This is a genomic window from Streptosporangium sandarakinum, from assembly GCF_013409935.1.
Taxonomy (GTDB): domain Bacteria; phylum Actinomycetota; class Actinomycetes; order Streptosporangiales; family Streptosporangiaceae; genus Streptosporangium; species Streptosporangium nondiastaticum.
In genome coordinates this window covers 1-23918 of the sequence record NZ_JACCCO010000001.1, presented here as the reverse complement: position 1 = coordinate 23918, position 23918 = coordinate 1, and the positions used below count along the sequence as shown (strand labels likewise).

The following is a 23918-nucleotide window of genomic DNA, read 5'->3' as shown; positions in this document are numbered from 1 at the left end:
CAGGGGGTCGAGCGGGCCGGTCCGGGATCGTGGGACGGCCGCGGCGGTGTGCCGCGGCGGTCCGGGAGGACCGCGAGGGACGGCTCGGCGACACGGCGGCCGGTACGGCCGGCACCGAGGGCCACCGTCCCTCGGCATAGATTCTTCCGATATTCGCGCTTCTTTTCAGGTATATCGGTCAATAATATTAATTTTCCTGATCACCGAGAGGCGACCGTACCGGCCGCACCGGCCGCACCGATCGCACCGGCCCCGCCGCGGGCCCGGACATGGAACCTCCGGGTGAGAACTCCCTCTCCCACCCCGGTCCGCCCGCCGCGCCGCGGTGTGGCGCGGGCGGATCCGGGCACGGTTCCGCGGGTGCTGCAGTTGATCAGCGACTTCGTCACCCTCGTGGTCGTCTTCGCGCTCGTCTGGCTGGCGCTCCTGCTCGTCTCGGTGGTCCTGCTCACCGGCCTCGCGGTGCTGGCCCTGGCGACCGTATGGGAGCAGGATGGTGACAGGGGACCAGGGAGGTAGGAGATGCGGCAGCTCAACCCGGTGGACGCGCAGTTCCTGAACTTCGAGACGCCGACGAACGTCGCGAACATCGCCGGCCTGGCCATCCTGGAGGGCGGGCTGACCCGCGCCGGCCTGCTCTCCCTGCTCGCCCGGCGGCTCCACCTCGCCCCGCCGTTCCGGCGCAGGCTCGTCACGGTGCCGCTGGGCCTGGACCGTCCCTACTGGGCCGACGACACCCGAGTCGACCTCGACTACCACGTGCGCGAGATCGCGCTGCCCGCGCCGGGCGGCGACGAGCAGCTCGGCGACCAGGTCGCGCGGCTGCACGCCCGTCCGCTGGACCGCGGCCGTCCGCTGTGGGAGATGTACCTGATCCACGGCCTGGCGGGCGGCCGGACGGCCCTGTACATGAAGGTCCACCACGCCGCGATCGACGGCGTCACCGGCGCCGACGTCCTCGCCGCGCTCCTGGACACCTCACCCGATCCCGCCGAGGTCCCGTCGGTGCCCGAGCCGGCGCCGGACGGCGGCGTCGACACCGCGGAGATGATCGCCAGGGGGGTGGCGGGCGTCGTCCTCAACCCGGCGAACACCGTGCGGTTCCTCGTCAACGCGGTCCCGCACCTCGACGAGATCCCCGTGCTGTCCCAGCTGCCGGGGGCCCGGCCGATCTCCCGTGTCACCCGCGACCTGGCCCGCCGCCTGTCCGGGGAGCCCGAGACCCCGGTCATGCCCCGCCTCACCGCCCCCCGCACGCCGTTCAGCGGGCGGATCACCGCGCACCGCAGGTTCGCCTTCACCGCCCTGCCGCTGGCGGACGTCAAGCAGGTCAAGAACACCTTCGGCGTCACGGTGAACGACGTGGTGATGGCCGTCTGCGCCGGAGCGCTGCGGCAGTGGCTGATCAAGCACGACGCGCTGCCGGAGCAGCCGCTGGTGGCCGGGGTGCCGTTCTCGCTGCGGGTCCCCGAGGGCGACGGCGCGGGCAACCAGGTCACCCTGATGATCACCACGCTCGCCACGCAGGTCGCCGATCCGGTGGAGCGGCTGATGGCCGTGCACGACGCGATGTCCCTGATCAAGGGCCGCGCGTCGCTCGCCCCGGCCCGCTGGATCCAGGAGGTCAGCGACATGATGCCCTCGGCGCTGACCGGCCTGGCCGCCCGCGCGGCCTTCAATCTGCTGGCCGGTACCGCGGGCCCGATCAACGTGATGATCTCCAACGTCCCCGGCCCGCAGCTGCCGCTGTACGTGAGCGGCGTCCGGCTGCTCGCCTACCACCCCGTGTCGGTGATCACCGACGTGAGCGGCGGCCTGAACATCACCGTCTTCTCCTACGACGGCTCACTTGACGTCGGCGTGATCGCCTGCCGGGAGATGGTCCCCGACGTCTGGCTGGTCACCGACTACCTCCGGGACTCCCTATCCGAGCTCAAGCTCCTCGTCGAGCAGGAGTGAGCGCCCGGGGGCGTCGTCCACGAACCGCAGGGTCTTCTCCAGGCAGACGATCGATCCCCGCTCGGGCCGGTTGACGAACCTGACGTCGTCGGCCAGCGCCTGCATGATGAGCAGCCCGCGGCCGTGCTCGGAGGTGGGGGAGGGGGCGCGCGCCATGGAGGAGTCGAAACCGTTGCCCGCGTCCACCACCTTGATGACGCACCTGTCGCGGATCAGTTCGGTGCTCACCATGTAGTCGTCGCTCGGCTCGGCGTGCTGTATGACGTTGGAGCACGCCTCCGAGAGCATGAGCTGGATGTCGTCCCGGATCTGCGGCTCCACTCCCAGGGCGCCGAGCGAGGCGTTCAGAAGCTGCCTGATCACCGGGACGCTCGCGGCGTCACGCGGCAGGCGCAGCGAGATCGTGGCCTCCACAGTTCCTCCTTCAACAGATGACTCTCCAGTGCCCTGCCCTCACCCTGCGGTCTTAACCGGAAAGGGGCGGCGGGCCGCTCCGGGCGCGGCCCGCCGCCCCCTGCCTGCCCGGGGGACCGGGACGGTCAGGCGGAGAAGGCGTCCATCGCGGCCTGGCAGAAGGCCTTGAGGTCGTCGGGCTTGCGGCTGGTGACCAGGGTGTTGGGTCCCCCGGTGCACACGACGACCTCCTTGTCCTCCCAGGTGGCCCCCGCGTTTCGCAGGTCCGTCCGGAGGCTGGGCCAGGAGGTGAGCATCCGGCCCCGTACCACGTCGGCCTCGATCATCGTCCAGGGCGCGTGGCAGATCGCCGCCACCGGCTTGCCCGACTCGAAGAACTCCTTGACGAACCGTACGGCCTCCGGAACCGTCCGCAGGAAGTCGGGGTTGGCGACGCCGCCCGGCAGCACCAGCCCGTCGAAGTCGGCGGCCCGGACGTCGCCGGTCGTCCCGTCGACCGGGAACCTGTCGGCCTTGTCGAGGTGGTTGAACGCCTGGACCTCGCCCGCCTCGGTGGAGATCAGCCTGGGCGTGCCGCCCGCCTGCTCGACCGCCCTCCACGGCTCGGTGAGCTCGACCTGCTCGATGCCCTCCGGGGCGACGAGGAACGCGATCGTCTTGTTGTTGAGCATGGTGCCCCCCTTTGACGTGCTTTCTTGGGCTTCAAGGGGCCCATGCCCCGGTCATGGGTATCCATGCGAGCCGCGGCGGGGCGATGGCGGGCGCGCGGAGGCGCTCGGAGGCGCGCGGGCGGAGGGTTCGGCGGCGGGTCCGGCGCGGGCTCACCGCGCCGGGCTCACCGCCGGACGAGGTCGAGGGCGACATCCAGCGCCGCCGTCCGGCGCTCGTCGTCGGTGAGCGTCTCGTCCCGCAGGACGAACCAGGCCGCGTGCAGGGCGAACAGCGCCATCGCGCTCTTCAGCCGGGCCGTGGGCGGATCGCCGGGCTCGATGAGGAAGTCGAACAGGCTGAACATCCGCTCGTGCATCTGCTGCATGACCGGGTGGCCCTTGAGCGAGGTCTGGTTGCGCTCGAAGAAACGCATGACCTCCCGGTGCTTGCCCCGGTGCAGGTCCGCGGAGTAGCGGCGGACCAGCTCACGGCGGCTCTCCTCGGTGCGGGGCTGCCTCCCGGCCCAGGCGATCAGCTCCTCCAGCGTGCGGATCCGGTCCTCCACGAGGCTGGTGATGATCTCTTCCTTGCTCTTGAAGTGGTAGTAGAGTGCCGCCTTGGTCACGCCGAGGGCCTCCGCTATCTCCCGGAGAGAGGTGGCCTCGTAGCCCTGCTCGGTGAAGAGCCGGAGGGCGGTCTCCTGGATGCGCGTGCGGGTGTCGGCGTGTTCGCTCATGGTTCCCTTTGCGGCGGAATTGACTTGACGGCCGGTAAGTGATCGTCCTACATTCCCATCATATCTGACACTAGCCGGACGGCAAGTAAGCAAGATCTTTAGGGGGCGGGAGAAATGACGGAGACCGCGGTCGCGCCAGGGCGACGGCGCGAGGTGATGGTCGTCTTACCGGGGCTGATGCTCGCCATCATCCTCGCGATGCTCGACAACATGATCGTCGGTACGGCGATGCCCCGCATCGTGGGGGAACTGGGGGGCCTGTCGCACCTGTCGTGGGTGGTCACCGCCTACGTCCTCGGTACGACCGTCTCGACCCCCATCTGGGGGAAGATCGGCGACCTGTACGGCAGGAAGAACATCTTCATCGCCTCCATCGTCATCTTCATGGTCGGCTCGGTGCTGTGCGGCATGGCCGGATCCGACCTGCTGGGCGGTCCCGAGGACGGTATGGCGCAGCTCATCGCCTTCCGCGCGCTCCAGGGCCTCGGCGGCGGCGGCCTCATGGTCAACGCCATGGCCATCGTCGGAGACCTCGTCCCGCCGCGTGAGCGCGGCCAGTACCAGGGCATCATGGCCGGCGTCATGTCCCTGGCCATGATCGCCGGACCGCTCGTCGGCGGCTTCATCACCGACCACCTCGACTGGCGCTGGGCCTTCTACGTCAACCTGCCCGTCGGGTTCGTCGCCCTGGCGCTGCTGATGGTCACGCTGAAGCTGCCCAAGCTGCGCACCGAGCACCGCATCGACTGGCTCGGCGCGATCCTGCTGTCCATCGGCATCACCGCGCTGGTCCTCATCACCACCTGGGGCGGCAACGACTACGCCTGGAACTCGCCGCAGATCATCGGCCTGGCCGCGACGGCCCTGGTGACCCTGGTGCTGTTCATCCCGGTGGAGCTCCGCGCCGCCGAGCCGATCATGCCGCTCCAGCTGTTCCGCAACCGCAACTTCACGCTCATCTCGCTGATCGGCTTCCTGCTCGGCTTCGCGATGTTCGGCGCCATCACCTTCCTGCCGCTGTTCCAGCAGACGGTCCAGGGCGCCACGGCCACCAACTCCGGCCTGCTCCTGCTGCCGATGATGGCCTCGTCCATGGTGATCTCGCTGTTCGTCGGCCAGGCCATCACCAAGACCGGCAAGTACAAGATCTACCCGGTCATCGGCGGCGTGGTCATGGCGTTCGCGATGTGGCTGCTCTCCCTGATGGACGCCAAGACCCCCACCTGGCAGACCGGCGTGTTCATCGCGGTGCTCGGCCTCGGCATGGGCTTCCTGATGCAGACCACCATGCTGATCGCCCAGAACAGCGTGGAGCAGAAGGACCTGGGCGTCTCCAGCAGCGCCGCGACCTTCTTCCGGTCCATCGGCGGCTCGTTCGGCGTCTCCCTGTTCGGCGCCATCTTCAACCGCCACCTGTCCGACAGCCTGACCCAGAAGCTCGGCCCCGCCGGCGCCGAGCTCGCCGGCGGCGGCGGCCGGGCCGACGCCGCCACCCTGGCCCACCTCCCGGCCCAGGTGCGGGTCGGCTTCCTGGACTCGCTGGCCTCCTCGATCGCCGGCGTCTTCTGGTGGGCGATCTTCTTCGCGGTCCTGGTGCCGGTGCTGGCCGTCTTCGTCAAGGAGATCCCGCTGCGCGGCGCCCCCGAACAGGGCGGCCCGGCCGAGGAGACCAAGACCCCGGCCCCCGTCCTGGAGTAGGGACCGGGGCGGGCGCCAAGCCGCGGCCCAGCGGAAGGCAAGTCGGGCCGGACACACTCGGGGACATGGAAGACACCATCGAAGCGCCCCCCGTCCACGAGCCCGGCCACGCCACCGCGCCGGCCGTCACGGCCGCCGGGTACACCACCCGGCGGCCCGCGGCCGGCGACGCCGGGGCCGTCCACGAACTGATCTCCCTGTGCGACACCCAGGTGATCGGCAAGGCCGACATGACCCTGGACGACGTCGCCGACCAGCTGAACGACCCCTCCTTCGACCCGGGCGCCGACGGCTGGCTCGTCCACGACCCCTCCGGGCGCCTGGTCGCCTGGGCCTGGGCCTGCCGCAGGGGCGACGGCGGCGCCGTGGAGATCGACGTGGTCGTCCACCCCGCGGCCCCCGAGCTGACCGGCCGCCTGTGGGACACCGTCCTCGACCGCGCCCGCCGCATCGCCACCGGCCTCGGCCACGACCGCGCCGTGACCGACATCGCCATGTACCGCGAGGACAGCGGTAAGCGCGCCCTCGCCACCGCCCGCGGCTTCGCACACACCACCAGCTTCATCCGGCTCCGGGCCGACCACGGCCCGTCCCTCGCCCCGCCGGAGCCGCCGCCCGGCGTGACGGTCCACCGGGGCGCCACCGAGGAGGTACGCCGCCAGGCCCACGCCGTCGAGCAGGCCGGATTCGCCCGGCACTTCGGGTTCGCCCCCAAGGACTACGACGAGTGGCACGCCGAGCTCGGCTCCTCCGCCAGCACCGACTGGGCGCAGCTCGCCGTCGCCCGGCTCGACGGCGAGCCGGTGGCGATGCTCCTGGGCACCGACGCCTTCGCCGGCGACGAGAACTGCGGCTATGTCCGCCGGCTCGCCGTACTGCCCGCCTTCCGGGGGCGCGGTCTGGGCCGGTTCATGCTGCGCGCAGCCTTCGCCGACGACGTACGGCGCGGCCGGATCGGCACCTACCTCCACGTGGACGCGGGCAACCTCACCCCAGCCCTGGACCTGTACCTGTCGGTGGGCATGCGCCAGGTGCTGGCCATCGACGTCTGGCGGCGGACCCTCTGACCGTCCCGGGGCGCCTCAGTGGTCGGCGGCCACCCGGTGCTTGGCCAGGTGCGCCAGCACCGCCTGGTTGGCCTCCCACCCGTCGGGGAACTTCACCGGCACCCCGAGCTGCACCGGCTCGGCCGACGGGTGGGCGTCCAGCAGCTCGGGGATGCCCGCCCTCGCCACCACCACGCAGGCGTGCCGGTGCCGTGAGGTCAGCACGCACAGCCGCCCCGACTCCAGGTGGAACGCCGTGGCGTCGCGGCGGCCCGACAGCGGGTGCAGCACGATCGTCATGTCGTACTCCCGGCCCTGCAGCCGGTTGGCGGTGTCCACCGTGATCTCCTCGGGCACCCCGGCGGCGCGGATCGCGGCGACCTGGTCGCGGTGCGCCGCGCCGATGGCGATCCGGTCGGCCGTGACCCGGTGGCTGCCCCGCTCCGAGTGCGCCACCGGCGCCCGCTGCAGCAGCCGTACCGCCAGCACCGCCACCGCCTGCACCGCCTCGGCGTCGGTGCGCACCGTGTGGCGGCTCGGCAGCTCGTACAGCGCCCACCCCGAGGCCGCCGCCTCCTCCAGCGCCCGGTCGTAGGAGGTGCGCATGCCGTTCACGGTCAGCTCCAGCGCCCGGTCGGCGTCACCGGTCCCGGCGCGGAACCCGGTGAACGGGTAGAACGCCTCCGACACCACCGGCGCCGCCGAGGCGGGCAGCCGCCAGGACACCGGCAGCCGGTGCACCGGCAGGTCGGGGTTGTGCCGCAGCAGCACCGAGACCGCGCTCTGCACCGGGTCCCACGACAGCCCCGCCCAGCGGTCGCCGTCCACGATCGAGAACGGGTCGAGCTGACCGGGGTCGCCCACGAACAACGCCCGCTCGAACAGCGAGGCGATGCGCAGCAGCTTGTCCGAGCGCATCTGGTACGCCTCGTCCACGATCGCCCACGGCCAGGTGCGGTCGCCGATCCAGGCCCACTTGTCCGCCGTGGCCACCACCACCGCCGGATCCCCCAGGTCGGGCAGCTTGCCCGCCACCGACACGTTGGGGTGGCCCAGGACGCGGCCGGGCGTGACGTAGCCGCTCGCCGACAACCGGCCGATCGTCAGGTCCGGGTGCTCGGTCGCCAGCCGGTCCACCAGGTCGTCGACCTGCTCGTTGGTCTGCGCGACGATCATCAGCGGCTCGCCGGTCTCCGCGATGTGCCCGGCCGCCCGGACCACCAGCGTCGACTTGCCCGCCCCGGGCGGGGAGTCGACCACCACGCCCCGGTGGCGCGGCAGGTCGGCCAGCACCGCCTCGACCACGGCCGCCGCCTCCCGCTGCGGCGACACGACGGGAACCGCGCCGCGCATCCCGGCCGGGCCGTACGGCAGCGCCTCGGGGCGCGCCTCCGGCACCACCCCGAGCACCCCCGTGCGGCGCGCCCCCGGCGTCCCCCGGTGAACGTTCACGACCATTCCTCCCGCGCGTCGTCGTCATCGGGCACGTACTCCTCCGGCGGGCCGCCGTGGGTCCACGGCGTCCGCTCGGGCTCCGGCAGCGCCGCCGAGGACTGGAAGTCGTCGGTCAGCGTGGTGTAGGTGACCCGCTCGCCCGGCTCGGGCACCGCCCCGGGGGCGGCCACCTTCCCGCGGCCCATCCCCTTGGTCACCTTCAGCGTGATCTCGTCGCCGTCGACCTCCACGACCTCGGCGGCGTGGCCGCGCCGGTCGGGGCTGCCGAGCACGGCGCCGGGCGTCAGCCGCGCCGGGTCGGCGGTGCGGACCGTGACCAGCGGGCGCAGCTTGCGCGAGCGGCCCTCGCCCTCGGTGTTCTCCGGATCGGCGGAGACGACCGTCCCGGTGAACGCCTCACCGGTCAGGCGGTACTCGGCCATCACCAGCGGGTCGTCGTAGGCGCGCTGCACGTCGTAGCTCGCCCGCGCCCGTTCCAGGGCCGCCAGCCGCGCCGCGGCGCCGACCGCGCCGTCCCGGCGCGCCTGCGGAGGCCCGCCCTCGGCGATCAGTTCGAGGAACCGGGTGAACGACCCCCGGTCGGTCTCCCAGCGGCCGGCCACCCGCGAGCCCTCCGGCAGGGCGCGCAGAAGCTCCACCGCCCGCCACATCAGCCGCCAGGTCGGCTCCAGCTGGGTGCGCAGCGCCTGGGCGACGCGCTCCACCGCCCGCGCGGTCGGCGCCTCCTCGTAGGCGCGGACGGCCGGGCCGAGCACCTCGTTGTCGAACCCCGGGTCGGTGGCCGGACCGGCGGGCGGCCACAGCAGCGGGTCCTCGGCCTCCTCGGCGGCCCGCCTGCCGTCCATCCCGGCGGGCGGGTCGATCCACCCCACCAGCGCCGCCAGGTTGGCGTCCTCCAGGGCGCTCTGCCCGGTCGCCCAGTGCGCCGACAACGCCTCCGTCATCGCCGTCATCAGGCACGACCCCGGCCGCCGCGACCGGTCGGCGAAGTACGTCAGCCACCGACCGAGCAGCGGCACCGACGGGTGCACCGGGTAGGGGCCGTCGGCCCGGCGGAACCGGGTGGAGCGGCCCAGCAGCCCGGTGAAGGCCGCCGCGGAGCGGTTCGGCACCAGGATCTGCGGCGCCTCCAGGCACCGCTCGTACGGGTCGCCGCTCTTGCGCTCCACCGTCTCGGTGGTCTTGGCGAACCCCTCGACGTACGGCAGCAGCACCTCGGCCAGCTCCGCGGCGAAGGCGAAGCGCAGGTCGCGGTTGCGCGGCTGGGGCACAACCAGCAGCCGCGGATGGTCCGGGTCGGTGCCGACCATGGCGGCCAGCGGGGCGAGGGCCTCCCCGGCGAGCTGGAGCGGCACGAACACCATGGGGCGCGGGGCCAGGTGGCAGTGGCGGACCGTGGTGATCCGCTGCGCGGTCCCGTCGCGGACGGCCTTGAGGCGGGCCAGCGCCGTCAGCGTGCTCATCCGAGGCTCTCCTCACGCAGGCGGTGGGCCAGGCGGAGCAGCTGGGCGATCTCCTCCTGCCCCTCGGCGGGCTCCGCGGCGCCCTCGGCCAGGGCGAGCGCCTCGGCCACGCCCGAGACCCCGCCGAGCTGGTCGCGCACCTGGCGGCCGAGCTGGTCGGTGGAGCCGCCGCAGCGGGCCTCGTCCCGGCAGAACATGCACATGTCGCACGCGGACAGGCAGTCCGGCGCGTACCGGGCCGGGACCTGGCGCAGCGCGCCGGCCACCTCCCGCGCCGGCCGGGTCGGCGTCCCCTCCGCGTCGGGGGCCAGGTCGAAGGTGATCCCCGGGGGCAGCTCCTCGACGAGGTGGTCCACCCGGGTCATCCGGTCGAGCTGCCGCCGGAGCACCGCGAGCTGCCTGCGCACGTCCACCAGCGTCGCGACCGGCCGGTTGGCGAAGTTCTCCGGGCACACCAGCACCACGTCGTGCGACACCCGCTCCGGGTCGTGCCCGAGATCGGCCAGCAGCGCGCGCAGCGCCAGCACGTACACGGCGGCCTGCCGGGCCGCCGCCGCGACCTTCTCCGGCTCGGCCTGGCCGTCGATCACCGCGAACGACTTGATCTCCACGATGTGGAAGCGGCCCCCCACCTGGAAGGCCACCACGTCGGGCTCCAGATAGGAGGTCTGACCGGCGATGCGGAGGCTGAGCAGCGGATGGTCGTAGAAGGCCGCCGCGTCGTCGCCCTCGCGCGCCGCCCGGTCGATCAGGGCGCGCGTGTGGGAGTGGCGCAGGTGGGAGCCGACGCTCTCCACGTCCTGGTAGCCCACCTGCGCGATCGGCAGCCCGAGCAGCTCGCGCAGCAGCCGCAGCAGTTCGGCGCAGCCGTTCTCCTTCACCAGCGCCTCGAAGACGTTCCCACGGGTGATCGCGAACTGGGACTGGCCGAACGGGGCCGGGAAACCGACGTGCCGCGCCGTGAGGTCCTTGTCCACCCCGGCGGCGTCCAGCACCGCCCGGCGGGCGCAGCCGGGGTTGGCGGCCAGCGCCGCGATGGCCCTGGCGTCGTGGGCGCGGGGCGGCACCGGCCCGCGCAGCTCGTCCAGCCTGCCCCTCAACAGGCCGCCTCCTTCAGCGCGCCCAGCGTGGCGGCGCCGAACAGGCGCTCCACGTCCGGCAGCCGCCTGCCCGCCCGCGCCGCGACCTCTGCCCGCTGCGCCGCGTCGGCCGCCCGGTGCACCTCCAGCTCGGCTCGCGCGGCGCGGATCGCGGTCACCGGGTCGGCCGGCGCGAAGCCCTCGGCCGCGCCGGGGATGTTCTGCGCCATCCGCGTCAGCAGCCGCACCGCGCCGGACGGCGGCTCGGGCAGCCGGGCCAGGTGCTCGGCGACGCGCACCGCGGAGGTCAGGAAGTCGACGCGCGGGCTCAGCGGCCCCAGCACCCGCAGCTCCGGCGCCCACGTGCTGACCGCGAGCAGCCCGCGGGCGGGGGAGAGGCGGTCGGTCAGCGCCGCGCACAGGTAGTACGGCCGCGCGTACGGGTCGCTCCGGAACGAGCGCTCCTCGTCCCGCCGCAGGCTGGTGAACTGGGAGCCGCGCAGCGCGCGGGAGAAGAACGCGTCGTTGACCGCGACGATCAGCTTGGGGGCGGCGGGCACGCCCAGCAGGGCCAGGGCCTGGTGCACCTGCTCCCGGACGGGCAGCAGCGGCGCCTCCGGCTCGGGGGCCGGGAGCTCCTCGGCGCCGACGGCCCGGTCCCACTCGTGCTCCATCCGGCGCAGCTCACCGCGCAACGACCGGGCCAGGGAGTGCTCCCTGGCCTTGACCGCGCGGCGGACCTCGGCGCGAAGGTCGGCGATCCGCCGTTCCAACGCGTCCAATGATTCACTCACGGCACGGAGCGTAACAGGAGTTCCACCAGTCTCCTGGGAATTCCAGCGAATTCCAGTCTTCGGGTCGCGCCGCCCGGTGTCCGCTCTTCGGGTCGTGCCGCCCGGTGTCCGCTCTTTGAGTCGTGCCGCCCGGTGCCCGCCGCGGGAGCGGGCGTCCCTCACCCGTGCGGTGAGCCGTCCGGGCTCACCCGGAGACGCCCGTCCCCGCCGCCGTCAGACCTCGATCTCCGTACGGTCGCCGGACCACAGCGTGTGGAAGGTCCCCTCCCGGTCGGACCGCTGGTAGGTGTGCGCGCCGAAGAAGTCGCGCAACCCCTGGACGAGCGCGGCGGGCAGCCGGCCCGCCCGCAGCGAGTCGTAGTAGGCCAGCGCCGTCGAGAAACCGGGCGCCGGGACGCCCGCCCCGGCCGCCGTCGCCACCACCCGCCGCCACGGCTCCTGCGCCAGGCCCAGCGCCTCGGCGAACAGCGGCGCCGTCAGCAGCGTCACCGGAGGGCTCTCCTGCTCGTACGCCTCGCGGATGCGGTCGAGGAAGACCGCCCGGATGATGCACCCGCCACGCCAGATCGTGGCCAGCGCGCCCGGATCGACGTCCCAGCCGTACTCGGCGCTGCCGGCCCGGATCTGGTCGAACCCCTGCGCGTAGGCGATGATCTTCGACGCGTACAGCGCCCGCCGTACGTCCTCCACGAACTCCGCGCGGCCCTCACGGTCCCCGGCCGGCGGGGCCTGCGGCGCGTCCGCCGGGCCGGGCAGGTCCCGCGCGGCCCGCCGCAGCTCCGTGTGGCCGGACACCGACCGGGCGAACACCGCCTCGGCGATGCCGCTCACCGGGACGCCCAGCTCCAGCGCGTTCTGGACGGTCCAGCGGCCGGTGCCCTTCTGCTCGGCCCGGTCGGCGATCACATCCACCAGCGGCCGGCCGGTGGCGGCGTCCACCTGCCGCAGCACCTCCGCCGTGATCTCGATGAGGTAGGACGACAGCTCGCCCCGGTTCCACTCCTCGAAGACGTCGGCGATCTCGGCCGGGCTCATCCCGAGGGCCTGCCGCAGCAGGTCGTACGCCTCGGCGATGAGCTGCATGTCGGCGTACTCGATGCCGTTGTGGACCATCTTGACGAAGTGCCCCGCGCCGTCCGGCCCGATGTGCGTGCAGCAGGGCACGCCGTCCACCTTGGCGGCGATGTCCTCCAGCAGCGGGCCCAGCGCCTCGTAGGACTCCCTGGACCCGCCCGGCATGATGCTCGGCCCGAGCAGCGCGCCCTCCTCGCCGCCGGACACGCCCGTGCCGACGAAGTGGATCCCCCGCTCCCGCAGCGCCGCCTCCCGACGCCGGGTGTCCAGGAAATGGGCGTTCCCGCCGTCCACCAGCATGTCGCCCGGCTCCAGGAGCGGGGCGAACTCCTCGATCACCGCGTCGGTCGGCGCGCCCGCCTTCACCATGATGAGAACGCGCCGGGGCCGTTCCAGCGCTGCGACCAGCTCCTCCGGGGTGTCACAGGCGACGAACTCCCCTTCGTGGCCGTACTCCTTCAGCAGGGCGTCGGTCCGGTACCGCGAGCGGTTGTGCACGGCCACCGTGTGCCCGTGCCGGGCCAGGTTCCGCGCGAGGTTGGCTCCCATCACGGCCAGACCGGTGACTCCGATACGCGCCTTCGTCATCTTCAACTCCCGATCATGGGCTTTCTCCCACGATTTCATGGGCCCATGTCCGGAGGTGCCGGGGCCCCCCGAAGCGCCGCCGAGGAGAGCGTCGAGGGGGACCCCTCGGGACTACGAAGCGATCGGGTACGGCGTGCGGTCGGCCTCACCGTCGGCCTCACCGGGGGTCTCGCCGCGGACCTCGCCGCGGGTCTCCTCCCGGGTCTCGCCGCGGGTCTCGTCGCGGACCGGGAGCGTCTCGACGCCGCCGCGCGCCGTACGCTGAAGATCGTCGAGCAGCGCGTCCCACCTGGCGCCGACCGCGTCAAGGGAGTAGGCGGGCACCGTGCGCAGGGCGTTCCGGCCGAGGGTACGGCGCAGCCCGGGATCCTCGATCAGCCGCGAGATCGCCTCTGCCAGGAGCGCAGGCTTCTGCGGGCGCACCAGCAGCCCGTTGCGCCCGTGGGTGATGATCTCCCTGGGGCCGTGCGGGCAGTCGAAGCTCACCACGGGCACGCCTTTGCTCATCGCCTCCAGGATCGTCATGCCGAACCCCTCGTAGCGGGAGCTGACGACGTAGATCGACGACCTGGCCAGCTCGGCGCCGATCTCGCTCGAACTGCCCATGAGAAGCACCCTGCCCGTCAGACCGGCCTTCTCGATCCTGGCGCGGAGCCGCTCCTCGGCCTTCTGGGTACCGCCGCCGTAGATGCGCAGCACCCAGTCCGGGTGCGCCTCCGCGACCGGCGCCCACGCCTTGACGAGGCGGTCGAAGCCCTTGGCGTGCACCAGCCTGCCGATGGCGGCCACGCTCTTCTCCTCCAGGGAGGAGACGTCACCGGCCAGCTCGGGGACCGCGTTCGGAATGCACAGCAGACGGGCCGGAGGGTCGTGTCGCAACACCTTGGCGTAGTGCGCACGGTCGGCCTCGGTGAGGGTGACGAACGCGTCGAACCTGCCGTACCGCCGTTTGATGAGCCGTCGCATCTCGGGGGCGTGGACCTCCAGCGCCACGTGCTCCTGGCCGATCGTCAGCACCTCCGGCGGCGCGAACAGCGCGGTGATCAGGTTGAACCCCGGCCGGGTGGAGATGACCACGCCGGTCCGCATGGACCGCAGATAGGCCACCAGGCGGAGGTCGGTCCACAGCGAGACGGACCCGTACACGTTCTCCTGCTTCGGCACCAGGACGCTCGGGAAGCGCGACAGCAGGCGGGCGACCGGGCCGCGCGGTCGCGTCCGGTCGTCCAGGAACGTCACCCGCACCCCCGGCGGGATCGGGAAGAACGGATGCTCGGCCGCGCGGACCACGCTGATGATCTCCACGTCGCGTTCCCGGGCGAGATGGCCCGCCAGGTTCAGCACCGTCCGGATGGTGCCGCCCATGCCGTAGGCGTGCTGGAGCAGGATCCGGACCGTTCCGGTGTCGGCCGCCGGCGCGCGCCGCGCGCGCCTCCCGTTGACCGTGTCCAGCAGACGTACCCCCGCACGCCTGGCCGCCACGCGCATTCTCCCCGTCACCTGCGTGTCTCCCCCTGTAGAAGTGGCTCGTGTGGATGCTCACGCGGAGGTGAACGTCCACACGGCCTTGAGAACCGTTCCGCGTGTCTCCTGGTTGCCCGGGAACGCGAAGAACATTCCCGGGCAGGGGGCGGAGCCACGGCTTCGTCTCCGCGGGGACAGGCACCCTCCGTCCCTGCTTCGCTGCGGGTCCGTTCTCGCTTTGCCGCGGGTCTGTTCCCGCTTTGCCGCCAAGCGGCGGGGCGGCTCTCGCGTGGGACGCCCATCGCCGGTACGGGATCAGGCCGGGGGCACGGCGTTCGTGCCGGGGAGCGTGTTCTGCCAGCGGACGCGCTCTCCGGTGGAGGCGGAGATCCGGGAACAAACCCGGCGATCCACTTGTTCTTCTTAATAGCACCGGTATCGGGTCCACGCTCCGGGTCCACGGAGGGTGGGGCCGGGTGCCGGTGGGAGGCGTCAGAAGGCGCCCTTTCCCCGGCCGGAGGGCCGGCGGACCAGCGAGGGCCGCAGGCGCGCGGTCGATTTGACGATGCGGCCCGGTGTTCATAAAGTTCACCAGGCCTGAGGGAGACGGCGGAGTCGCCGTGATCTCAGAGCCACCCCACTACTTGATCCATCCGTTGGGATCTCTGTGTCCCGGCGGCGTTCGATTCGACATGAATCGGATGACGGAGTAAGTTAGAGGGGTTGTCCCGGAAACGGGACGCCCGAATTCCCTTCGGGTCGGTGGAATCGAAGAAAATCGCTCCGAAAGAGCGGTTTGACACGAAAAAGCCGGTCTGAAAGAATAAAGGCACAACGAAACGAACGAAACGCCCCGGAGAAACGGGCCTGAGGGTCCGGATCGACGGTGAACGCGTCCGTTTCTTGAGAACTCAACAGTGTGTTAAAAGCCAGTGCATGATGCACAACCCCGTCCCACCCGCCTCGGTGGGAGGACGGATTCCTTTGGTTGATGCACCTCGTCTCCTTTGCCGGGACGGGGATGCTTTCAGCCGGGAGAAACTCTGTAGACATTGTTTGGAGAGTTTGATCCTGGCTCAGGACGAACGCTGGCGGCGTGCTTAACACATGCAAGTCGAGCGGAAAGGCCCTTCGGGGTACTCGAGCGGCGAACGGGTGAGTAACACGTGAGTAACCTGCCCCTGACTCTGGGATAAGCCCGGGAAACTGGGTCTAATACCGGATACGACACGCTTCCGCATGGGATGCGTGTGGAAAGTCTTTTCGGTTGGGGATGGACTCGCGGCCTATCAGCTTGTTGGTGGGGTAACGGCCTACCAAGGCGACGACGGGTAGCCGGCCTGAGAGGGCGACCGGCCACACTGGGACTGAGACACGGCCCAGACTCCTACGGGAGGCAGCAGTGGGGAATATTGCGCAATGGGCGGAAGCCTGACGCAGCGACGCCGCGTGGGGGATGACGGCCTTCGGGTTGTAAACCTCTTTCAGCAGGGACGAAGTTGACGTGTACCTGCAGAAGAAGCGCCGGCTAACTACGTGCCAGCAGCCGCGGTAATACGTAGGGCGCAAGCGTTGTCCGGAATTATTGGGCGTAAAGAGCTCGTAGGTGGCTTGTCGCGTCGGATGTGAAAGCTTGGGGCTTAACTCCAGGTCTGCATTCGATACGGGCTGGCTAGAGGTAGGCAGGGGAGAACGGAATTCCTGGTGTAGCGGTGAAATGCGCAGATATCAGGAGGAACACCGGTGGCGAAGGCGGTTCTCTGGGCCTTACCTGACGCTGAGGAGCGAAAGCGTGGGGAGCGAACAGGATTAGATACCCTGGTAGTCCACGCCGTAAACGTTGGGCGCTAGGTGTGGGGGCCTTCCACGGTTTCCGCGCCGTAGCTAACGCATTAAGCGCCCCGCCTGGGGAGTACGGCCGCAAGGCTAAAACTCAAAGGAATTGACGGGGGCCCGCACAAGCGGCGGAGCATGTTGCTTAATTCGACGCAACGCGAAGAACCTTACCAAGGCTTGACATCGCCCGGAAAGCTCTGGAGACAGAGCCCTCTTCGGACTGGGTGACAGGTGGTGCATGGCTGTCGTCAGCTCGTGTCGTGAGATGTTGGGTTAAGTCCCGCAACGAGCGCAACCCTTGCTCCATGTTGCCAGCACGCCCTTCGGGGTGGTGGGGACTCATGGGGGACTGCCGGGGTCAACTCGGAGGAAGGTGGGGATGACGTCAAGTCATCATGCCCCTTATGTCTTGGGCTGCAAACATGCTACAATGGCCGGTACAGAGGGTTGCGATACCGCAAGGTGGAGCGAATCCCTAAAAGCCGGTCTCAGTTCGGATTGGGGTCTGCAACTCGACCCCATGAAGTCGGAGTCGCTAGTAATCGCAGATCAGCAACGCTGCGGTGAATACGTTCCCGGGCCTTGTACACACCGCCCGTCACGTCACGAAAGTCGGCAACACCCGAAGCCCGTGGCCCAACCCTTTGGGGGGGAGCGGTCGAAGGTGGGGCTGGCGATTGGGACGAAGTCGTAACAAGGTAGCCGTACCGGAAGGTGCGGCTGGATCACCTCCTTTCTAAGGAGCACCGGCTGATCCGGTTCACCCGCTGGGTGGCCTGGTCGGTCCATGCCGTGGCCGCGAGCGAACGTCTCGCGCACGGTGCGCTCATTAGTGGAGCACTGGCTAGTCAGTCGGACCGGGTCGCCGGGCCGCTAGTACCGCCCCTGTATGGGGGAGTGGGAACGGGGTCGTCGGGGTGAGGTCCGGGTGAACACACTGTTGGGTCCTGAGGAAACGGACCAGCAGCTGCGCGGGAGACCGCGCGGCTGGTGAGGTTCTGAGTTTCCCTCTGCGGGACCGTCCGCCTGTCATACCGGCTCGCCTCTTTGTGGGGTGGGTGTCTGGTGGTGGGGTCGTGATGGTCGCTGCGTGTTGTTTGAGATTTGCATAGTGGACGCGAGCATCTTTGTGGCCAAGTTTTTTAGGGCACACGGTGGATGCCTTGGCATCAGGAGCCGATGAAGGACGTGGGAGGCTGCGTTAAGCCCCGGGGAGTCGCCAACCAGACGTTGATCCGGGGATGTCCGAATGGGGAAACCTAGCACCAGTCATGTGGTGTTGCCTCCGCCTGAATGTATAGGGCGGTTGGTGGTAACGCGGGGAAGTGAAACATCTCAGTACCCGTAGGAAGAGAAAACAAATAGTGATTCCGTGAGTAGTGGTGAGCGAAAGCGGAAGAGGCTAAACCGGGCGCGTGTTAAAGCCGGCGGGCGTTGCGTGTTCGGGGTTGTGGGACCTTCTTGTGGTTTCTGCCGGAGCCACGAGCAGTGAGAAATCGATGGGGTAGCCGAAGCTTCTGGGAAGGGGCGCCGGAGACCGTGAGAGCCGGGTAGGCGAAATCCTGTCGACTGCTGGAGGGGATCCCAAGTAGCACGGGGCCCGAGAAATCCTGTGTGAATCTGCCAGGACCACCTGGTAAGCCTAAATACTCCCTGATGACCGATAGTGCACTAGTACCGTGAGGGAAAGGTGAAAAGTGCCCCGGTGAGGGGTCGTGAAACAGTACCTGAAACCGTGTGCCTACAAGCCGTAGGAGCGTAGACACTCTTCGGGGTGTCTGTGATGTGACTGCGTGCCTTTTGAAGAATGAGCCTGCGAGTTGCGGTGTGTGGCGAGGTTAACCCGTGTGGGGTAGCCGTAGCGAAAGCGAGTCTGAATAGGGCGTTTGAGTCGCATGCTGCAGACCCGAAGCGGAGTGATCTAGGCATGGGCAGGTTGAAGCGCGGGTAAGACCGCGTGGAGGACCGAACCCACCAGGGTTGAAAACCTGGGGGATGACCTGTGTTTAGGGGTGAAAGGCCAATCAAACTCCGTGATAGCTGGTTCTCCCCGAAATGCATTTAGGTGCAGCGTCGCGTGTTTCTTGCCGGAGGTAGAGCACTGGATGGCCGATGGGCCCGACAAGGTTACTGACGTCAGCCAAACTCCGAATGCCGGTAAGTGAGAGCGTGGCAGTGAGACTGCGGGGGATAAGCTCCGTAGTCGAGAGGGAAACAGCCCAGACCACCGACTAAGGCCCCTAAGCGTGTGCTAAGTGGGAAAGGATGTGGAGTCGCAGTGACAACCAGGAGGTTGGCTTAGAAGCAGCCACCCTTGAAAGAGTGCGTAATAGCTCACTGGTCAAGTGATTCTGCGCCGACAATGTAGCGGGGCTCAAGTACACCGCCGAAGTCGTGGCATTCACACATCAACCCTGGCTTTTGTCGAGGGGTGTGGATGGGTAGGGGAGCGTCGTGCGGCCGGCGAAGCAGCGGAGTGATCCAGTTGTGGAGGCCGTGCGAGTGAGAATGCAGGCATGAGTAGCGAATCAGAAGTGAGAAACTTCTGCGCCGGATGACCAAGGGTTCCTGGGCCAGGCTAATCCGCCCAGGGTAAGTCGGGACCTAAGGCGAGGCCGACAGGCGTAGTCGATGGACAACGGGTTGATATTCCCGTACCCGCTGTGATGCGCCCATACTGAACCCAGTGATACTAAGGGTCCTTAACCCGGTCTGCTCTTCGGAGCGGGCGTCAGGGTGAACGCCTGACCTGATCTGGTAGTAGGTAAGCGATGGGGTGACGCAGGAAGGTAGCCCATCCCAGGCGATGGTTGTTCCTGGGGTAAGCGTGTAGGACGAGGGGTAGGCAAATCCGCCTCTCATGGGTCTGAGACGTGATGCCGAGCCGATTGTGGCGAAGTGGGTGATCCTATGCTGCCGAGAAAAGCCTCTAGTGAGTGTCATGGCGGCCCGTACCCGAAACCGACTCAGGTGGTCAGGTAGAGAATACCAAGGCGATCGGGTGAACTGCGGTTAAGGAACTCGGCAAATTGCCCCCGTAACTTCGGGAGAAGGGGGGCCTTCGCTGGTGATGAGTCTTGCACTCGGAGCTGGTGGGGGCCGCAGAGGCCAGGGGGAAGCGACTGTTTACTAAAAACACAGGTCCGTGCGAAGTCGTAAGACGATGTATACGGACTGACGCCTGCCCGGTGCTGGAACGTTAAGGGGACCGCTTAGCATGCCTTCGGGTGTGCGAAGGTGAGAACTTAAGCGCCAGTAAACGGCGGTGGTAACTATAACCATCCTAAGGTAGCGAAATTCCTTGTCGGGTAAGTTCCGACCTGCACGAATGGCGTAACGACTTCCCCGCTGTCTCAACCGCAGACCCGGCGAAATTGCACTACGAGTAAAGATGCTCGTTACGCGCAGCAGGACGGAAAGACCCCGGGACCTTCACTACAGCTTGACATTGGCGTTTGGAACGGTTTGTGTAGGATAGGTGGGAGACGGTGAAGCTGGGACGCTAGTTCCGGTGGAGTCATTGGTGAAATACCACTCTGGTCGTTTTGGACGTCTAACTTGGGTCCGTGATCCGGATCAGGGACAGTGTCTGGTGGGTAGTTTAACTGGGGCGGTTGCCTCCTAAAGGGTAACGGAGGCGCCCAAAGGTTCCCTCAGCCTGGTTGGCAATCAGGTGTCGAGTGTAAGTGCACAAGGGAGCTTGACTGTGAGACCGGCGGGTCGAGCAGGAGCGAAAGCTGGGACTAGTGATCCGGCGGTGGCATGTGGAAGCGCCGTCGCTCAACGGCTAAAAGGTACCCCGGGGATAACAGGCTGATCTTCCCCAAGAGTCCATATCGACGGGATGGTTTGGCACCTCGATGTCGGCTCGTCGCATCCTGGGGCTGGAGTAGGTCCCAAGGGTTGGGCTGTTCGCCCATTAAAGCGGTACGCGAGCTGGGTTTAGAACGTCGCGAGACAGTTCGGTCCCTATCCGCTGCGCGCGCAGGAGACTTGAAAGGGGCTGTCCCTAGTACGAGAGGACCGGGACGGACGAACCTCTGGTGTGCCAGTTGTTCCGCCAGGAGCACGGCTGGTTGGCTACGTTCGGGAGGGATAACCGCTGAAAGCATCTAAGCGGGAAGCTTGCCTTGAGATGAGGTCTCCCACCCCGTGAGGGGGTAAGGCTCCCAATAGACGATTGGGTTGATAGGCCGGAGGTGGAAGCGCAGTAATGTGTGGAGCTGACCGGTACTAATAGGCCGAGGACTTGACCATAAAGCGTTCGTGTGGTTTCTGCAGCGCTCTGTACTCTTCGCCGGGTCCGGAGCAGCGCGTGATCACTGGTTTTGCTCGCGTCCACTGTGTGATTCTGAGGCAGCAGGCACCGTCTGCACCCCCGGGATGTCGGTTCCGGGTCGGGTGCGTGTGTTTGTGTGTTTCATAGTGTTACGGCGGTTATGGCGAAGGGGAAACACCCGGTTACATTCCGAACCCGGAAGTTAAGCTCTTCAGCGCCGATGGTACTGCACCGGGGACGGTGTGGGAGAGTAGGTCGCCGCCGGACAATCTTTTGGAGAGGGCCGCCCCCTGGTTTCACCGGGGAGCGGCCCTTTCCGCATTTCCGGGGTTCTCTTGCGATTCATGCATGTTTTTCCACTGCCCGGGTGAGGCGCTTTTTTAGTATGTGCGGTTCTTTTCCATCTGCCGGGATTCTCGTGTCCAAACGTCAGACGGGCTTTTGTTCGAGCGCGTTCGGCGCGAACCGGCTGGAGGTCGTGGCTCCCGATGGGCCGCGGGACCGACACGACCTGGAGTCTCCGCCGGCGCCCCGGAGCCTCCGGGAAGCGCCCATGGCCCCGGTCGGCACGCCTGAAGTCCCCGGGAAGCGTTCGGGGCCCCGGGGCGGGGTCTCGGATGACGCGCTCGGGGTCTCAGGCGTGGAGCTCGCCGGAGAGGACGGTCACCGCCCGGCCCGACAGCTCGACGCGGTCCCCCCGCACGGTCGTGCGTATCGTCCCGCCCCTCTCGGAGAGCTGCTCCCCGAGGAGGGTGGCCGAGCCGAGCTTGGCCGTCCAGTACGGCGCCAGGGCGCAGTGGGCCGAACCGGTGACCGGGTCCTCCGGGACGCCGACCCTGGGGGCGAAGAACCGCGAGACGTAGTCGACGCCGGGACGAGCCGAAGGGGCGGTCACGATGACCCCTCGGGCGTCCACGGCCGCCAGGGCGGGGAAGTCGGGGGAGACGGCGCGTACGGCGTCCTCGGACTCCACCTCCACGAGGTAGTCCCAGACGTTCCTGCCGGCCCACCGGGGAGTGACCCCCAGCGCCTCCGTCAGGCCCTCCGGCGGATCGGTCTCCTCCAGGGGCTTGGCGGGAAAGTCCATGGTGATCAGACCCGTTTCGTCCCTGGTCACGGCGAGGATTCCGCTCTTCGTGGCGAACTTCAGGGTTTCCGGAGCCGTTCCGGTGGAATACAGGACGTGCGCCGTCGCCAAGGTCGCGTGTCCGCACAGGGCCACCTCGGTCGCCGGGGTGAACCAGCGGAGCGAGTACGGCTCGCCGGCCTCTCCTCCGAGGAGGAAGGCGGTCTCGGAGTGCCGCATCTCCGCGGCGAGGGCCTGCATCCAGGCGTCCGGTGCCGGATTGTCGAGTAGGCAGACCCCCGCCGGGTTACCCTTGAAAAACTGGTCGGTAAATGAATCGACCGTGTAGATGCGCATGTCCATAATGCTAGTCGTGATGCAATATCCGCCCAGAAGTGGGTATGAGGGTCGGGTGGACCAGTGCGCTAGCCGTACAAAGTGGGAATAAGCCCTGGGCGTGTCGCGCGGCGAACTTCAATTCGTCGGTTACCGTCCAAGGTGGAGGGACAAGCCGGCTGCGGCGTGGTCCTGTAGGAAAGGACGAGCCGATGGGGGCAGTGCGCAAGGTGGCGACATACCTTGGCCTGAGCGGTGTGGAGGACTACGACGAGTCCTACGAGTACGTGGACGACGTCGAAGGCGAGGGTGAGGACTGGCAGTCCGCGTCGGAGCGCGCGGCCAGGCGCTGGCACTCGACCAGCGAGCCCTCGCAGATCGTGATGCTGACGCCGCGCAAGTACAACGACGCGCCGCTCATCGGGCGGCACTTCCGTGACGGTCAGACGGTCATCATGGACGTCAACTGCATGAGCACCGCCGAGGCCACCCGGATGGTCGACTTCGCGGCGGGTCTGGCCTACGGCTGCGAGGGTCGTATCGAGCGCATCGCCGAGAAGGTCTTCCTGCTGGCGCCCGCCGACGTGGAGATCACCACCGGCTGACCCTTTCGATCTTGGAACGTGCCCGGAGATGCCACGCCGCCTCCGGGCACGTCCGTGTCGGGAGGCGGTATGACCCGGGTTCCGGTTCCGTGGGTCTCCGTCCGGTCGCCCGCGGAGGGCGGGACGACCCGCAGGACGGAACCTAGCGGGCGCGGGGGCCCCTGCGGAGCAGGCGGGTCAGCTCGGCGAGGTCCGCCGCCGCGTCCTGGACGCGCTTCTCGTTCTCCCGGGCGTACTCGTGCAGCGCCCACACGGCGCCCTCCGCCAGTTCCCTCAGTTCGGAGAGCTGCGCGGTGACGTACTCGGCGTCGGCCCGCTCGCGCCTGCGCCGGTGCCAGAGCCCGTAGCCGCCCGCCGCGAACAGGGCCAGCGCGAGGCCCGCGAGGGGGAGCGTCGCCGAGGTGGCGAACGCCGTCGCCAGTACGGCCACGCCGAAGACGAGGAGCGCGTAACCCATCCAGGGACGGCCGCGGTCCGGCACACCCTCGACGGAGATCCGCTCCTCGGCCGCGGCCAGCGACTCGGGGTCCGGACCCTCGGGACGGAGCACCACGCTGTGCCCCAGGATCGGCATGGTGACCGACTCCGGCGGCTCGGCCTGGGTGGTCGTGACGAGGGTCTCCGCGGCGGACCGCACGATGGGCGCGGCCACGTGCAGGGCAATGCCCGCGAGGTGCAGGTCGGAGCCCGGCCGCAGGTCGGCGAGGAGATGGTCGATGAGCGGGCCGGGCGGTGTCTCGGGCTCGGCGGCGCCGATCAGGTGGCGTAGCGCGACGAGGAGCTTCTCCTCGGCTTCCGCGGACCTTCCCTCGGGGGTGGCCGGTTTGCGGCCGGAACCGTTCTGCCGGGTGGAGGTGATCTCGGTGCAGCGGCCGCGGAGGTGGGCGAGCTGTGCGGCGGCCTCAACCGGCTCGGCCAGCTCGGGAAGCTCGGCGAGCTCGGGGAAGTCGACCAGCGAGGGCGGTACCACCATCGCGGGCTCGTGCGGGGTCAGCGCGCTCAGCCAGCGTTCGGGCTCGGTGTGCGCGGGGATCGCCACCGCGTCGAGCCTGCGGAGCACGAAGATCTTGCCGGCGGGGCCGTACGCGCCCCGGGCGGCGGCGAGCCAGAGCGCGCGCTGGCCGTGGGTCACCGGCTGGTTCAGCGACAGCTCGCCGAAGGCGAGCCGAGCCAGGAGGCGTGGATCGCTCGCCCTGCCCGGCGACGGCCAGGGCGAGCAGAGGAAGAGCGCGGTCCGCCGGCCGTCGAGCTGGGCGCGCGGCCGAGGGGTTCGAGGGCGTCCTCGCCCCGCAGGATCCTCTCAAGCGCCTGGACGCGGGCCTCAGCCAGTGCTCGGGCGCGTCCGAGGCCTCCGGTGGCATCGGAGGCCGGCGGC

General features: G+C 69.0%; 17 protein-coding genes and 3 rRNA genes. 9 read left to right on the top strand and 11 right to left on the bottom strand.

Annotation, left to right across the window (positions count from 1 at the left end):
- Positions 1 to 360: 360 nt before the first annotated feature.
- Positions 361 to 519, top strand: a complete 159-nt coding sequence (locus tag HDA43_RS00095; RefSeq protein ID WP_179817708.1) for a hypothetical protein — start codon at positions 361 to 363, stop codon at positions 517 to 519.
- Between the two features lie 3 nt (positions 520 to 522).
- A complete protein-coding gene (locus tag HDA43_RS00090) occupies positions 523 to 1959 on the top strand; it encodes a WS/DGAT/MGAT family O-acyltransferase (protein ID WP_179817707.1) in 1437 nt (478 codons plus the stop codon).
- Here the strand turns inward: HDA43_RS00090 and HDA43_RS00085 are convergent.
- The 3 genes from HDA43_RS00085 to HDA43_RS00075 form a co-directional block, all read right to left on the bottom strand.
- Entirely contained in the window at positions 1924 to 2373 is a 450-nt protein-coding gene (locus tag HDA43_RS00085; RefSeq protein ID WP_179817706.1) for an ATP-binding protein, read from the bottom strand. The genes HDA43_RS00090 and HDA43_RS00085 overlap by 36 nt on opposite strands.
- A gap of 125 nt (positions 2374 to 2498) precedes the next feature.
- Positions 2499 to 3044 carry a type 1 glutamine amidotransferase domain-containing protein gene (locus HDA43_RS00080; protein WP_179817705.1) on the bottom strand — a complete coding sequence of 182 codons (546 nt, stop codon included), beginning with the start codon at positions 3042 to 3044 and terminating at the stop codon, positions 2499 to 2501.
- A gap of 164 nt (positions 3045 to 3208) precedes the next feature.
- Positions 3209 to 3760 (bottom strand): TetR/AcrR family transcriptional regulator, encoded by a 552-nt coding sequence (locus HDA43_RS00075; protein WP_179817704.1) that lies wholly within the window; start codon positions 3758 to 3760, stop codon positions 3209 to 3211.
- Positions 3761 to 3916: 156 nt separating this feature from the next.
- Here HDA43_RS00075 and HDA43_RS00070 point away from each other — a divergent pair, with 156 nt between their 5' ends.
- Positions 3917 to 5458 carry an MDR family MFS transporter gene (locus tag HDA43_RS00070; protein ID WP_246423872.1) on the top strand — a complete coding sequence of 514 codons (1542 nt, stop codon included), beginning with the start codon at positions 3917 to 3919 and terminating at the stop codon, positions 5456 to 5458.
- A gap of 65 nt (positions 5459 to 5523) precedes the next feature.
- Positions 5524 to 6525, top strand: a complete 1002-nt coding sequence (locus tag HDA43_RS00065; protein ID WP_179817702.1) for a GNAT family N-acetyltransferase — start codon at positions 5524 to 5526, stop codon at positions 6523 to 6525.
- A gap of 15 nt (positions 6526 to 6540) precedes the next feature.
- On the opposite strand, the gene HDA43_RS35645 is transcribed toward HDA43_RS00065, so the two are convergent.
- The 6 genes from HDA43_RS35645 to HDA43_RS00035 all read right to left on the bottom strand — a co-directional run bounded on the left by HDA43_RS35645 (position 6541) and on the right by HDA43_RS00035 (position 14445).
- Complete coding sequence (locus tag HDA43_RS35645; RefSeq protein WP_312872845.1) at positions 6541 to 7956, bottom strand: AAA family ATPase; 1416 nt, start codon at positions 7954 to 7956, stop codon at positions 6541 to 6543.
- Positions 7953 to 9422, bottom strand: a complete 1470-nt coding sequence (locus tag HDA43_RS00055) for a hypothetical protein (RefSeq protein ID WP_179817701.1) — start codon at positions 9420 to 9422, stop codon at positions 7953 to 7955. Before HDA43_RS00055 ends, HDA43_RS35645 begins: the two co-directional genes overlap by 4 nt.
- Positions 9419 to 10522, bottom strand: coding sequence for a hypothetical protein (locus tag HDA43_RS00050; protein WP_179817700.1), 1104 nt, complete (start codon positions 10520 to 10522; stop codon positions 9419 to 9421). Before HDA43_RS00050 ends, HDA43_RS00055 begins: the two co-directional genes overlap by 4 nt.
- Positions 10519 to 11295, bottom strand: a complete 777-nt coding sequence (locus HDA43_RS00045) for a hypothetical protein (protein ID WP_179817699.1) — start codon at positions 11293 to 11295, stop codon at positions 10519 to 10521. Before HDA43_RS00045 ends, HDA43_RS00050 begins: the two co-directional genes overlap by 4 nt.
- A gap of 213 nt (positions 11296 to 11508) precedes the next feature.
- Entirely contained in the window at positions 11509 to 12957 is a 1449-nt protein-coding gene (gene gnd / locus HDA43_RS00040) for an NADP-dependent phosphogluconate dehydrogenase (protein WP_179817698.1), read from the bottom strand.
- Positions 12958 to 13068: 111 nt separating this feature from the next.
- The gene (locus HDA43_RS00035; RefSeq protein WP_179822510.1) at positions 13069 to 14445 is read right to left on the bottom strand and encodes a glycosyltransferase family 4 protein; all 1377 of its coding nucleotides are present in this window, start codon (positions 14443 to 14445) and stop codon (positions 13069 to 13071) included.
- A gap of 1029 nt (positions 14446 to 15474) precedes the next feature.
- On the opposite strand from HDA43_RS00035, the gene HDA43_RS00030 reads away from it, so the two are divergent.
- From HDA43_RS00030 to rrf, 3 genes are all read left to right on the top strand, one after another.
- A 16S ribosomal RNA gene (locus HDA43_RS00030) occupies positions 15475 to 16993 on the top strand.
- 395 nt (positions 16994 to 17388) lie between these two features.
- Positions 17389 to 20514: ribosomal RNA gene (locus HDA43_RS00025) — 23S ribosomal RNA — on the top strand.
- A 172-nt stretch (positions 20515 to 20686) separates the two neighbouring features.
- A 5S ribosomal RNA gene (rrf, locus tag HDA43_RS00020) occupies positions 20687 to 20803 on the top strand.
- Together the 16S, 23S and 5S rRNA genes form the textbook arrangement of a ribosomal RNA operon.
- A 367-nt stretch (positions 20804 to 21170) precedes the next feature.
- On the opposite strand, the gene HDA43_RS00015 is transcribed toward rrf, so the two are convergent.
- Complete coding sequence (locus HDA43_RS00015) at positions 21171 to 21959, bottom strand: PhzF family protein (RefSeq protein ID WP_179817697.1); 789 nt, start codon at positions 21957 to 21959, stop codon at positions 21171 to 21173.
- Between the two features lie 191 nt (positions 21960 to 22150).
- On the opposite strand from HDA43_RS00015, the gene HDA43_RS00010 reads away from it, so the two are divergent.
- Positions 22151 to 22543 (top strand): cell division protein SepF, encoded by a 393-nt coding sequence (locus HDA43_RS00010; protein ID WP_179817696.1) that lies wholly within the window; start codon positions 22151 to 22153, stop codon positions 22541 to 22543.
- Between the two features lie 142 nt (positions 22544 to 22685).
- Here HDA43_RS00010 and HDA43_RS00005 read toward each other — a convergent pair whose 3' ends face one another.
- Positions 22686 to 23675, bottom strand: a complete 990-nt coding sequence (locus HDA43_RS00005) for a hypothetical protein (RefSeq protein ID WP_179817695.1) — start codon at positions 23673 to 23675, stop codon at positions 22686 to 22688.
- 47 nt (positions 23676 to 23722) lie between these two features.
- Here HDA43_RS00005 and HDA43_RS34215 point away from each other — a divergent pair.
- A partial coding sequence (locus tag HDA43_RS34215) for a hypothetical protein (protein WP_218911528.1) occupies positions 23723 to 23918 on the top strand: 196 nt, incomplete at its 3' end.